This is a genomic window from Nocardioides caricicola, from assembly GCF_039541135.1.
Lineage (GTDB): Bacteria > Actinomycetota > Actinomycetes > Propionibacteriales > Nocardioidaceae > Nocardioides > Nocardioides caricicola.
The window spans coordinates 587,046-599,719 of the sequence record NZ_BAABFQ010000007.1 but is presented as its reverse complement, the minus strand read 5'-3'; the positions used below and the strand labels follow the sequence as shown (position 1 = coordinate 599,719).

Sequence of the window (12,674 nt, the reverse complement as noted above, 5' to 3'; positions counted from 1 at the left end):
CGATAGACCTACGTCACCTCGACGCGCCCCTCTGGCCCCGCGTCCCGCCCCGAACCTCGGCCCCGTCACCCCCTCCCGGGCGGCGGGGCCGACGCCTGTGACCGGTCTCCCTCGATCCGCTCGCCGATTTCCTCATGCCGGCCGCCTCAGCGGCCGATAAGAACTCTTGCCACCTACCTGCGTACACCCCCAGGTACACGCTGGACGGTGGCCGCCGCTGGACGGATCCGGCGGTGTTCCTATCCGTAGACCAGCAGGAGACCCCCCATGTCTAACCGGAATCGGACGCCACGGACGGCGGCCCTCTTCCTCAGCCTCGCCCTCGCCGGCGGCGCTGTTCTGACCACGGTGCCGGCCATGGCCGCCGACGCCCCCGTTACCACCGTTGCCCGGCTCTCGGTCGCCAAGGCGCACGCCGGCGACACGATCCTCGTCAAGGGCGCCAAGCTGGCCACCAAGGACAGCGAGGGCGAGTGGGTTGCCAAGGCCGTCAAGTTCGGCGACAAGACCGTCACCGCCTCGGACGTCGACGCGCTCTCGGGCTCGACCCTCCTCGTCGACGTCCCGACCACCGCGGCCGGCTCGGTCAACGTGACCGTCGGCGACGCGCTCAAGGGCCCGAAGTTCACCTACCTCGCCACGATCACCACCGACCAGGACGACCTGGACGACGTGGTCCCGAGCAGCGAGTCCGGCCTCGCGGCCCAGACCGTCGTGGGCGACCACATCACCAAGAACACCAAGGTCTTCGTCGGCGGCAAGTCGGTGAAGTTCGACAAGGTGACCGGCGGCCCGTCCGCTGACGGCACCAAGTTCACGTTCGACTACCCGGCTGGCCTCACGGGCGAGCAGGACGTCATCGTCACCGACGGTGGCGAGACCGACTACCTCGGTTACGTGACCTACTCGGCCACCAAGCCGGCCATCTCGGCCGCGAGCGTCTCGGAGGTCCTCGTCGAGGCCCCGACCGCGGTGACCCTGACCGGCTCCAACCTGGACCTGGTCGTCAGCGCGACCTTCAACGACACCGAGAAGGTCACGTTCGCGAAGACCACGGACAAGACCAAGCTGACCGTCACGATCCCCAAGGGCACCGCGGTGGCCGACAAGGACCTGGTCGTGACCACGAAGTTCGGCGAGACCGCCTCCTTCACGCTCGACCGCGTTGCCGCCAAGGCGCCGACCGTCACCGCCATCTCCGGCCAGAAGGCCGCCGGCGGCGAGGTCACCCTCACCGGCACGAACCTGGTCGGCCTGAAGGCCGTCAAGGTCTACAGCACCACCACGACCGTCAAGATCTACTCGGGCTCGAAGATCTCGGTCGTCTCCCCGACCTCCGCCAAGGTGACGCTGCCGATCCTGCCGGACAACGCGGCGTACAAGGTCGAGGTCACGACCTGGTTCGCGACCCCGTCGGCGAAGTTCGACTTCGAGGTCGGCACCGTCTCGACCCCGACCCCGGCGCCGGTCCTGTCCGACGCGACCTACACGTTCGAGGCTGACGCCCCGGGCGGCAAGGCCACCATCGACCTCGAGGGCACCAACCTCGTCGTCGGCCAGAAGGTGCGCTACTACACCACCGCTCAGGGTCAGGCCGGCGCCGTTCAGGGCACCGTCGCGACCGTGGGCAGCGGCGGCACCATCGGTGCGGTCGAGCTGGCGGCCGACCTGGCCGACGGCACGTACCACGTCCAGATCAGCAAGGACGGCGGCACCACCTGGGAGACCGCGGTGATCGACTTCACCGTCGCGGCTGCCTGACAGCTCCAACCTCTCGACCGGCGCAGTCCCCTCTGGGGGCTGCGCCGGTCGTCATTTCCGCGGTCGCGCCTCCCGATGGTGCTGGTGGTGGGTGACGATGCCGGCCGGGAGTGCCAGAAGGCCGACCGCATGCCACGGTGACGCGCGCGGCCTGAGACACTAGGAGGGTGAGCACTCCCGCGCAGACCGACGTCCTCGTCGTGGGTGCCGGCCCGGCCGGGTCGGCCGCCGCGGCGTGGGCTGCCCGCGCCGGCGCGGACGTGGTGCTCGTGGACGCCGCGGTGTTCCCGCGGGACAAGACGTGTGGCGACGGGCTGACGCCGCGGGCGATCGGCGAGCTGCAGCGGCTGGGTCTGGAGGACTGGCTGCGTGCGCACACGGTCAACCAGGGTCTGCGGGCACACGGCTTCGGCCAGACCCTGCTGCTGCCGTGGCCGGGTGGGTCGCTGCCCGACTGGGGCTCGGCGGTCGCGCGCACCGAGCTCGACGATCATCTGCGGACCACGGCGATCAAGGCCGGCGCGATCGCGGTCGACGGGCACCGTGCGGTCGACGTACGACGTGACGGAGACCGGGTCAGTGCGGTCGTGTTCAAGACGGAGAACGGGCCCGTCGAGATCGGCTGCCGGCGCCTGGTGGTCGCCGACGGCGTGCGGTCCCCGCTGGGCAAGGCGCTCGGTCGGGAGTGGCACCGCGAGACCGTGTACGGCGTGGCCGGGCGGTCGTACGTCGCCTCCGAGATGTCCGACGACCCCTGGATCAGCTCGCACCTGGAGCTGCGCGGCGAGGACGGCAAGATCCTGTCGGGCTACGGCTGGATCTTCCCGCTCGGCACCGGTGAGGTGAACCTCGGCGTCGGCACCCTCGCGACCGCGAAGCGGCCCGCCGACATCGCGATCAAGCCGCTGATGGCGCACTACGCGGAGCAGCGTCGGGACGAGTTCAAGCTGTCCGGCGAGCTGCGGATGCCGACGTCGGCGCTGCTGCCGATGGGTGGCGCGGTGTCGAACGTCGCGGGGCCCAACTGGGCGCTGATCGGCGATGCGGCCGCTTGCGTGAACCCGCTCAACGGTGAGGGCATCGACTACGGCCTCGAGACCGGCCGGCTGGTGGCGGAGATGCTGGCGGAGCACGAGGACCTCTCGGTGCTCTGGCCGGCGCTGCTGCGCGAGCACTACGGCGAGTCGTTCTCGATCGCCCGGCGGCTGGCCGGGCTGGTCACGGTGCCGCGGCTGCTGCCGACCCTCGGACCGGCCGGCATGCGCTCGGACTGGCTGATGACGCTCGCGCTGCGCTGGATGGGCAACCTGGTGACCGACGAGGACCGTGACCGCGCGGCACGGGTGTGGCGCTGGGCGGGCCGCCGCTCGATCGCCCTGGACGACCGCCCGCCGTTCAGCTGATGTCCGGGCTCCCGAAGCGGCAGCGGGTCGCGGCGTACGCCGTGATCCTCAGCGGGGAGCGGATCCTGCTCAGCCGGCTGTCCCCGGCCATCTCGGCCGACGAGCTCTGGACCCTGCCCGGCGGTGGGCTCGACCACGGCGAGGACCCGCGCGACGCCGTCGTGCGCGAGGTGCACGAGGAGACGGGGCTGGACGTCGAGATCGGTGAGACGGCCCGCGTCTACTCCGCCCACCTGCCGGGAGTCTGGCGCGACGGCCACCGCGTCGACGCGCACGCGCTGCGGATCGTGTACGACGGCTGGGTGCCGGTCGACTCGCCGGCTCCGCGCGTGGTCGAGGTGGACGGCTCGACGGTCGAGGCGGCGTGGCAGCCGCTGGCGTCCGTCCTCGACGGGACGGTCCCGGTCGCGCCGATGGTGCTGGAGGCGCTGGCCGACCACCGCCCCTACCGGCACCAGCGGCTCGGTGCCTACGCACTGGTCCGTCGAGAGGACGCGGTGCTCCTGGTGCGGATCTCCGCGCGCGGCTTCCACACGGGCTCGTGGACGCTGCCGGGCGGCGGTGTCGACCACGGCGAGCCGCCGCGCTCGGCGCTGGTCCGCGAGGTCCGCGAGGAGTGCGGCGTCGAGTGCGGGGTCGGCGAGCTGGTCGCCGTCCACGACGAGCACTTCAGCGGGACGGCCCCCTCGGGGCGCTTCGAGGACTTCCACTCGGTGGGGCTGGTGTTCGCCGCCACGATCGAGGACGACGCCGAGCCGCGGCTGGTCGAGGAGGGCGGCACCACCGACGCGGTGGCGTGGGTCCCGGTGGCGGACGTCGAGTCCGGCGCACTGCCCGTGCTCGAGGTGGTCAGGGCGGCGCTCAGGGCAGCGGAGCCGCGGCGATCTCGCAGTAGTTGAGCTCGGGGCGGGCGGCGCTGTTGCCCTTCACGTACGACGACAGCACCCACGCCTTCTTGACGCCGTCGACCGACCACCAGATCCGCATCATGCCGTTGGTCGGGACCGGGACCGGCCCGACGAGCCCGGTGAACGGGTCGCGGCCGAGGTTCTTGTAGTGCACGACGTGGTCGGTGACCGCGCCCTCCTCGGTGATGTACTCGTAGTCCATGAAGGCGTTCGGGTCGTCGGTGGCCAGGGCGACCGAGCGGGTGCCGTTGCGGCCGGTCTCGCAGCGCAGCTGCGCGGTGCCGAAGCCGGGGATCGGCGTCGAGCTCGTCGAGGTGTTCGCGGCCTCGTCGTCGCCGTGCCAGCTGAGCCCGAACTGCCGCTCGGTGTCGGTGTGCAGCTTCAGCGTCATCTTGCAGTACTGGCTGCCGGGGTAGGCGAACCGCTCCCACCACCAGTTCAGCTTGAACGACGTCGCCGGCAGCGCCAGCGGCCCGCCGCCGCGGTTGTGGCGGCCCGGGCGCTGGCTGATCACGCCGTACGCCGACCCGGTGCTGAAGTCCTCGATCGGGTTCCACTGGTTGAGGCCCTCGTGGGCCTGCCATCCCGTGCCGCCGGTGCCGTCGTCGGCCGCGGTGTCGAACGTGTAGATGCGCAAGGTCTTGACGGCGACGACGCTGCGGCCGTTCTTGGTCTCGAACTTCGCCATCCACATCTGGGTCTCGGCGCGCCGGTCGTTGGCGCGGATCCGCAGGATGGTGTTGTTCGGCCGGCAGATGAGCTCGGTCTGGCCGATGCCCGGCACGTCGACGACCTTCTGGTACTTCGGTCGGGGCTGCTCGCCGTGCCAGACCACCCGGACCTTGTCCGACACCTGGAGCCGGCGCTCGCCGGCCCGGTCGGCGCCGGCGTACGTCGGTCCCACGCCGAGCACCGCGAGGGCCAGCAGCACGGGCACCGCCAGTGCTGCCAGGCGCGTGGCCCGTGGGGTCATCGCGCAGGCACTTCGCTCTGCACCGGTTGGGCCGGAGCGGTCGCGTCGTCGTCGGGAGCCACCAGCAGCGGCGCCTGCTCGCCGTTGAGCCAGGCCAGCTCCAGCTCGACGGTCTCGGCCGTCAGTGGCACCAGCCGCGCCTCGCTCGCCGAGTCCTGGGCGTTGCGCAGGAAGTGGATCATGAAGTCCCGCACCTCGGCCCGCTGCAGCGAGTCGGTGGTCGTGGTCATCAGCAGCTGGCGGGCGAGCGGGTACTCCCCGCTGACGATGGTGCGCTGGCTGGGGAAGATGCAGTTCATCTGGCCGTTGGAGTCGGTGATCTCGAAGGGCCGCAGCTGGTCCTCGAAGAGGTTGTAGTAGCTGAACCGGAAGTAGGCGACGTGACCGCGGTAGGCGGCGTAGAGCCGGCGCGCGTCGCTGACGCCGCGGTAGACCTTGTCCCACTCGTCGTAGCGGCTCTTCATGCGGTTGTAGCGGATCACCGCGGCGGAGCGCCGCTCGTAGGCACGGTCGACGCGTCGCTGGTCCTTGGCCTTGTCGGCCGCGCTGCGCTCGTCGCGGATGCCCTTCTCACGCTCGGAGAGCGCGATCGCGAGCTCCTCCCGCGCAGCGAGCAGCTCGTTGCGGGCGTCCTGGACGGCCTGGTCGGACTGCGCCCGGTGCCGGCTCACGTCGTCGAACCGGGCGACACGGGCCGCGAGCGCCGGGTTGCCGACGACGAATCGGCGCGCCTCCTCGTCGGTGCGGGCCAGGAAGTAGTCCGAGCGCAGGTCCACCTGGGACGGCTCCGGGGCGTCGAGGACGTAGCGACCGAAGAAGCCGAACCCGTTGTTCTCCGGGCTCGGGCCACCGACCTTGAGCGGTACGTCGTCGAAGCCGAGCGGCTGCTGGCTCCAGTTGGTCAGCGGCGAGCCCGCGCGGTACAGGTCGCGGACCTGGTCGACCGACAGGCAGTCGGCGCCGACGTCGGTCTCGGACTTGATCGCGACCACGATCGCCTCGGCGGCGACCTGGAACTGCACGACGTCGAGCCCGACGGCCTGGCAGGCCTCCCACTCGGCGCGACTGATCGGGCGCGCCGAGTCGACGAGGTCGATCTGGCCGGAGCAGAGCTCCTGGAACGCCTGGTCCTCGCCGTTGTCGGCGACCTGGATCTCGGCGGCGTTCGGGGTCGCCTCGTAGAGCCCGACCTCGAGCGCGGTCAGCGAGCCGCCGGTCGAGCCGTCGATGCTGACGACGCCGGTCGGGCGGTCCGGCAGCGCGTCGTGCGCCCGCTGGACCTCCTGCAGCTGAGCCTGCTCGTCGCGGAAGTTCGCGGCCTGGTCCTGGCTGACCGAGTCGCTGGCGTTGTCGTTCGGCTCGGAGCACGCGGTGACGAGGGCCAGCCCGACCGCGCAGGCGGCGAGGGTCCCGAACAGGCGCTGGCGGCTCATTGGGTCACCTCGCCCGTGGGGGAGCTGGTCGGCGACTCGGTGGGCGAGGCGGTGGTGGTCGGGTCGACCACCAGCTCGCCTGCGACGACGTCGCGGTCCGGCGGGTAGACGTAGCGGCGGCCGAGCGGCAGCACCTCGAAGTCACTCAGGCGCAGGCCCTGGAGCTCGTTGCCGCGGATCAGGTTGTTGGTCGCGTCGCGCTGGGCGTAGAGCGTGGGCACGGCCGCGCGGTCGACGACGATGGCGCCGTACGTGCGCAGACAGGCGACGATCGCGTCGGCGAGGCGCTGCTGCAGCGGGGTCAGCTTGATCGGCTTGCCCGTGCGCGGGTCGACCGGTGCCGGCAGCACCACGTCGCGCTTGAGGCGGATCCGGGCCCCCTCCGGGATCGAGCCGTTGCGGCCGTTGCCGTCGGTCGACGACGCCGGGGAGACGAACCAGCCGGCGGCCGGTCCGGGCAGGCTGATCGCGAGCGCGTGCCGGATCTCACCGGACTGCAGCTCACGCGGGCGGATGAGGCCCGCGAACAGCGGCAGGCCCGAGCCGCGGGCGCCCTCGTGGTAGGCCTCGCTGTAGCCGGGGCCGTTGAGGTCCCACTTGCGCATGTAGTTGTACGAGATCGTGTCGTCGTCCTCGCGGCGCGCGCGCCACAGGTCGTACGCCGTGGACGAGCTGGTGTCGAACACGGTGTACCAGCCGTCGTAGCGCGGGTCGGGGTCGACGTCCTCGGGGATGTTGAGCACGGTGGTGTTCGCGCCGTCGCCGCAGACGAGCTGCCGGCAGACCAGCGACGTCGGGGTGCCGCCCGCGACGACCGGCACGGTCCAGCGGTCGGTGTTGATGTACACGCCCTCGTCGATGCGCAGCTTGCGGGTGATCGTCTGGCCGGTCGGGCCCTCGTAGACGCCGATCCGGTAGTGCGCGAGCTCGATCATGCTCGCGGAGTTCGGCGCGATCTGCGCGGTGTCGATGCGCTGGTTCCACGGCGAGTCGTCGCTGAAGAACTGCCGCTCGGGCACGATGACGCCGGTGGACTCCTCCGGGTCGACGGTCACGACGACGTCGCCCGGCGAGCGGCCGCTCTCGTCCTCGCCGTCGCCATCGCCGTCGCCACCGCAGCCTGCGAGCAGCACGGCGAACGCGGCGGTCACGGCGACGGCGTACCGAGCCCGCCGCCTGTGCTGGGTACTCATGTCCGATCCCTCCGGCGGGCCCGGGCCGAGGCCAGGCTCGACTCCGTGGTGTCGGCGACGCGCGCGACCGAGTCGCTGAACACCGACAGGCGGTGTCCCTCGCCGTCCGGGTCGTCGTCGACGTCGTCGATCTCGCCGGCGCGCATCCGCGCGGCGCTGATGATCGCGTGCGCCTCACGGCGCGACTGCAGCCGGATCAGCTCGGCGTCGAGCTCGGCCTGGGCGGTGACCAGCTCGTAGCGCCGGCTGGCCTCGACCTCCATCGCCTCGATGTGGCGCAGCACCGCCTCCTCGGCGGCGTGCATCCGGGCGATCACGCCCTCGGCGACCTCCTCGACCACCCGGGCGACGTCACGCTGGACGACCGGCGCGACCGCCGGCGGCAGCGCGTCCTCCGTCTCGGCGACCGGCTCGGGCTCGGGGTCCGCGGGCGCCTCTGGCGCCAGCTCCAGGACGGGCGCGGGCTTGTCGGCCTTCGCTGCGGCGCGCAGCTTCTTCGACTTGGCGGGCTTCACGGCCTCGACGACCGGCTCGGGCTCGGGCTCGGCGGCCACGGGCTCCTCGACGACGGGCTCAGGCTCCGGCTCCGGCTCGGGCTCGGGCTCGGGCTCGGGCTCCTCGGCGACCGGCTCGTGGACCGGCTCGGCGATCACCGGTGCCGGCGGCGGCGGGACCCGGCGCAGCGTCGGCGCCGGGGCAGGGGGCTCACGACGCTCGGGCGCGGGCTCGCCGAGGCTGGCGGTGAAGTCCACCTTGCCGATGCGGGTCTCGTCCAGCAGCGACGACAGCACGTCGTCGACGGAGGGCGGCGGCGCGATGCGTGATGCGCGGTCGTCGGTCATGACGCGTCCCCTTCCTCGTCGGTGGTGAGAGAGGTCGTGGAGGTGGTCGGGGCGGCGTCGGGCCGGTAGTCCGCGGGGACGCCCACCAGGACGTAGCGCGGGGTGCGGTAGACGACCTGGAGCCGCGGGTCGGACCCGGCGGCGGCCTCCGGGTAGAGCTTGTAGAGCAGGTCGCCGTTGTCCGAGGTCGGGATCAGCATGTAGTCGACGTACTTCGCGGGGTCGCGCGCGGCGACCTTCCACGGGCCGTCACTCTCGTCGACGCGGTCGAAGAAGTACTCCGGGTGCCCGGTCAGCATCATCACGGCGTAGGTCTGGGCGTTGTCGGTGAGGATCGAGTCCTCACGCGTGATGTTGTTGCGGATGTAGGTCGCCATCGCCTGCTCGGACTCGACGCCGACCTTCTCGTTGTTGAGCGTCTCCGCGCCCTCCTGCGACTCGCCGGTCGTGAGCGCGGCGGCGAACGGCGCCTCGAGGTTCTGGTACCGGTAGGTCTTCATCTGCTGCAGCGTCCACGGGATGCTGATCACGAGGCCGACGACGATCAGGGCGGCCACGAGCGTGCTGCCCTCGTCGGCCGACCTCGCCAGCCAGATCGCGCCCACCATGGAGAGCAGCAGGATCGGCAGCGCGTTGCGCATCAGCATCGGCGAGTCGGTCAGGCGCAGCACGATGGCCATCGCCGGGGTCAGGATCGCCGCGCCGAGCAGGACCCCGAGCCACAGCGCGAAGGGGTTGCCGCGCGCGAAGCCGACGAAGATCAGCGCCGGGAGCACCACGATCGCGATCGGAGCGCCGTACAGCACCAGCTCGCCGGTGGCGCGGAGCAGCTCCACGCCCGAGAACTGGTCGAGCCCGCCGGAGGAGGCGGAGTCGCTGCTGCGGGTGATCCAGGCGAACGGCCGGCCGAGCAGGATCAGGTTGAACACGGTCCAGAGCGCGATCACGTAGACCGTGGGCGCGCCGAAGCCCACGACGGTGCCCTCGACCTCGGTGCCGTCGGCGCCGAGACGGGCCAGGATCGCGCCGATCATGATCGCGCTCAGCACGAAGAACGTGAGGCTGGAGTAGCCGGACAGCGCCGCGAACGCGTAGGCGATGCCGGCCAGCATCACGAACCGCACGTCCGCGGTGATGTACCAGGCGAACAGGGCCCCCAGGCCGGTGGCGAGGAAGGCGATCCAGACGAAGTGCCGGGTGCCGGTGGTGGCGTAGAGCAGCACCATCGGGTTGGCGCCGAGCGCGAGCAGCACGGCGTAGCGCAACGGGCCGCTGACCAGGGCCCGGCGCATCATCGTGTTGAACGCGACCATCGTGATGCCGGCGAACAGCGCCGACGCCAGGGGCACGACGATCATCGAGGTCACGAAGCCGCGGAACACCGCCAGCGGGGCGATGAGCAGCGTGGCCAGCGGCGGGTAGTCGAAGCCGATCGCGGACAGCTTGGCCGGCTCGTTGTGCCACACCATCAGGGCGCGGTTCAGCCGGTCGAGCGTCTCGAAGCCGACCACGTGCATGTCGACGACCACCCAGTGGCCGAACCAGGTGTAGGCGACGGTGAAGAACGCGAAGACCAGGAAGCTCTCCCACCAGCGGCGCGGTACGTCGTTGTTGCGGCGGCCGACCGCCTGCACGACGCCACTCAGGCGCTCCTTGGTGTGGACGACGGTGACGGTGCTCGTCGTGGTGCTCGCGGTGGTGCTCGTGGTCGCGCTCGTCGTGGTGGTCATGAGTTCGACCCCTCGTCGAGGCCGTGGGTGGTCTTCTCCCAGTAGAACGGGTTCGTGAACAGCTGGATGAAGCCCTTCCAGGCGGCCCAGCTCATCAGGCCCCAGTACAGCGGTGCCAGCAGGGCGGTCCGGGTCAGGCCGAACTCGCCGCGCTGCAGGCTCCCGGCCAGGCTGAGGTAGACGAACACGAAGTTGCCGACGAACAGCAGCGCGCTCGCCGTGTAGAAGATGACGCCCGGGAAGAGGCTCTCGATGATGCCGGCCTGGGTGAACACGTACAGCGTCGTGAGAGCCCAGAAGATCGGGTTGAGCAGCAGCACGAACGCGCTGGCCATCGTCAGGTTGAAGCTCATGAACCCGCGGATCCCGGTCTGCGACAGCAGCGCGAACGGGTGCCGCATGTGGACCAGCCAGGTCTGGATGTAGCCCTTGATCCACCGGCTCCGCTGACGGATCCAGTTCGGGATCTGGGAGTTGGCCTCCTCCAGCGTGGTGGAGTCGATCATCGCGGTGCGGTAGCCCTCGCGGTGCAGCCGGATGCCGAGGTCGGCGTCCTCGGTCACGTTGAACGGGTCCCAGGCGCCGAGCTCGCGCAGCTTGGCGGTCACGAAGTGGTTGGAGGTGCCACCGAGCGGGATCGGCGACTCCGCCGCGCCCATCGCCGGGAGGATCAGCTCGAAGTGCATCGAGTACTCGTTGGCGAACCACGCCGTGAGCATGTTCTGGTCCTGGTTGAAGTGGTTCAGCTTGGCCTGGACGCACACGACGTTGTCGTCGACCCGGGTGAAGGCGATGATCGCCTTCTTCAGCTGGTCCGGGTCGGGGCGGTCCTCGGCGTCGAAGATCACGGTGTACTCGCCGGTGGCCAGCTGGAGGCCGTAGTTGCACGCCTTCGGCTTGGTCTTCGGCTGGCTGTCGGGCACGACCACGAGGTGGAAGTGCGGCGGGAGCTGCATCGCGCGGATCTTGTCGACCGTCTCCTCGTCGTCCTCCTCGCAGAGCAGCTTCACGTCGAGGCGGGTGCGTGGGTAGTCCAGCGCGTTGATGTCGCGCACCAGGCGCGGGACGATCGCGGCTTCCTTGTAGAGCGGGACGAGGATCGTGTAGATCGGCAGGTGCCGCTCGTCGAGGGCCGCGATCTCCTCGTCGGTCACGTCGGTCTCGAGGTGCGTCCCGAGCGCGCGCAGCGTGAGGCGGAACTTGTAGAACGACACCACCAGGTAGAGCAGGCTGCAGAACGCGACCACACCGATCGCGGTCTCCAGCGGCCAGATCACGCCGCAGACGACGAGCACGATCAGCGTCATCACCAGGCCGGCCTTCTGGCCACCCGAGATGACGACGTGCGCGGAGTCCTCGGGCCGGGTCTCCATCAGCAGCCGGGTGGACACCTCGGCGTAGTGCCGGGCGTGCACCCGCTGGATCAGCTGGTCGAGCTCGGTGCGGTTCGCCAGCAGCTGGCGGAACGGCGAGCCGAGCGCCTCCTCGACCTCGGCGGCCTGCTCGGTGTCGAGCGGGCGGGCGACGGCGAGCAGGACCAGGTCGTCGGTGGCGGCGACGGGCACCGCCTGGAACTCCTGGGCGAGCGGCTCGGGCAGCCGGCGGGCGACCTCGAGGTCGGGCGTGAACTCGGCGAGCCCGACGCGCTGCATCTGGTACATCTCCGACAGCGCGGCGACCAGGACGTCCTCGGTGATCGCCTCGTGCGAGACGAGGATGTCGCCGAGCGGATCGCCGGTGCGGGAGTACTCGAGCATGGCGCGCTGCAGCTGGTCGTCGGTGATCAGCCCGCTGCGGGTGAGCATCTGGGCCATCTGCATCCGGGCCCGACGGGCCTCGGGCGACTCGACCTCGGTCTCCTGCGGCGGGTAGACCGCGTCGATCGCCGCGACGATCTCGTTGACGGTGTGCCGGACCAGGCTGACCGGGCGGTCGATCCGCTCGGCCACGACGTGGGCGGTGATGTTGTCGTCGGCGTCCGCGGCGGCGACGAGGACCGTGCCGTCGACGGCGGCGTACGGCATCACCCGGAACGTGCGGCAGATGCCCTCGGGGATGAGGAAGCGCAGCTTCGGGTCGACACCGTCGGTCAGCCGGGGGTTGGTGCGGGTCTGGATCGTGGTCACGACGCACCAGCTCCGAAGCCGTGGGACGCCGTGCCGGGCTGGCGCGGCTCACCGGGGGCCGCGGGGCCGCTCGACTTCTTGCTGCGCGGCCGCCACACGACGTAGGCGAGGTAGGCCAGGCCGAGGGCGACGAGCGGCGCGATCAGGAACGCCAGCAGGACCGCGATGCAGATCACGAGCGTGATCAGCAGGTTGACGAAGGCGGAGCCGAGCGACTTGGTCGCTGAGCGCGACGAGCTCGCCTGCACCGTCATGATGCAATCCCCCCTGCTCGGTGAAGCCTCTCCCGAGACCTTCGCCTTTCA

10 protein-coding genes are annotated in these 12,674 nt (G+C 70.9%); 3 read left to right on the top strand and 7 right to left on the bottom strand.

Annotated elements, in window-relative coordinates; genetic code table 11:
- Positions 1–267: 267 nt before the first annotated feature.
- The 3 genes from ABD875_RS17025 (at position 268) to ABD875_RS17015 (ending at position 4,063) form a co-directional block, all read left to right on the top strand.
- Entirely contained in the window at positions 268–1,761 is a 1,494-nt protein-coding gene (locus tag ABD875_RS17025) for an IPT/TIG domain-containing protein (RefSeq protein ID WP_345180339.1), read from the top strand.
- Between the two features lie 167 nt (positions 1,762–1,928).
- Positions 1,929–3,164: a geranylgeranyl reductase family protein gene (locus ABD875_RS17020; RefSeq protein WP_345180336.1), complete on the top strand. Its 1,236-nt coding sequence runs from the start codon at positions 1,929–1,931 to the stop codon at positions 3,162–3,164.
- Positions 3,164–4,063: an NUDIX domain-containing protein gene (locus tag ABD875_RS17015; RefSeq protein ID WP_345180333.1), complete on the top strand. Its 900-nt coding sequence runs from the start codon at positions 3,164–3,166 to the stop codon at positions 4,061–4,063. The genes ABD875_RS17020 and ABD875_RS17015 overlap by 1 nt, the downstream gene beginning before the upstream one ends.
- Here ABD875_RS17015 and ABD875_RS17010 read toward each other — a convergent pair.
- From ABD875_RS17010 to ABD875_RS16980, 7 genes are read right to left on the bottom strand one after another with little or no spacing between them, the layout of a single operon-like run.
- Complete coding sequence (locus ABD875_RS17010; protein WP_345180331.1) at positions 4,026–5,045, bottom strand: hypothetical protein; 1,020 nt, start codon at positions 5,043–5,045, stop codon at positions 4,026–4,028. The genes ABD875_RS17015 and ABD875_RS17010 overlap by 38 nt on opposite strands.
- A complete protein-coding gene (locus tag ABD875_RS17005; RefSeq protein ID WP_345180329.1) occupies positions 5,042–6,478 on the bottom strand; it encodes a PstS family phosphate ABC transporter substrate-binding protein in 1,437 nt (478 codons plus the stop codon). The genes ABD875_RS17010 and ABD875_RS17005 overlap by 4 nt, the downstream gene beginning before the upstream one ends.
- Positions 6,475–7,671 carry a hypothetical protein gene (locus ABD875_RS17000; protein ID WP_345180327.1) on the bottom strand — a complete coding sequence of 399 codons (1,197 nt, stop codon included), beginning with the start codon at positions 7,669–7,671 and terminating at the stop codon, positions 6,475–6,477. Before ABD875_RS17000 ends, ABD875_RS17005 begins: the two co-directional genes overlap by 4 nt.
- Positions 7,668–8,513: a hypothetical protein gene (locus ABD875_RS16995; protein WP_345180325.1), complete on the bottom strand. Its 846-nt coding sequence runs from the start codon at positions 8,511–8,513 to the stop codon at positions 7,668–7,670. Before ABD875_RS16995 ends, ABD875_RS17000 begins: the two co-directional genes overlap by 4 nt.
- Positions 8,510–10,243 carry a hypothetical protein gene (locus ABD875_RS16990; RefSeq protein ID WP_345180324.1) on the bottom strand — a complete coding sequence of 578 codons (1,734 nt, stop codon included), beginning with the start codon at positions 10,241–10,243 and terminating at the stop codon, positions 8,510–8,512. The genes ABD875_RS16995 and ABD875_RS16990 overlap by 4 nt, the downstream gene beginning before the upstream one ends.
- Positions 10,240–12,369, bottom strand: coding sequence for a glycosyltransferase (locus ABD875_RS16985; RefSeq protein WP_345180321.1), 2,130 nt, complete (start codon positions 12,367–12,369; stop codon positions 10,240–10,242). Before ABD875_RS16985 ends, ABD875_RS16990 begins: the two co-directional genes overlap by 4 nt.
- Entirely contained in the window at positions 12,366–12,623 is a 258-nt protein-coding gene (locus tag ABD875_RS16980) for a hypothetical protein (RefSeq protein ID WP_345180320.1), read from the bottom strand. The genes ABD875_RS16985 and ABD875_RS16980 overlap by 4 nt, the downstream gene beginning before the upstream one ends.
- Positions 12,624–12,674 lie beyond the last annotated feature (51 nt).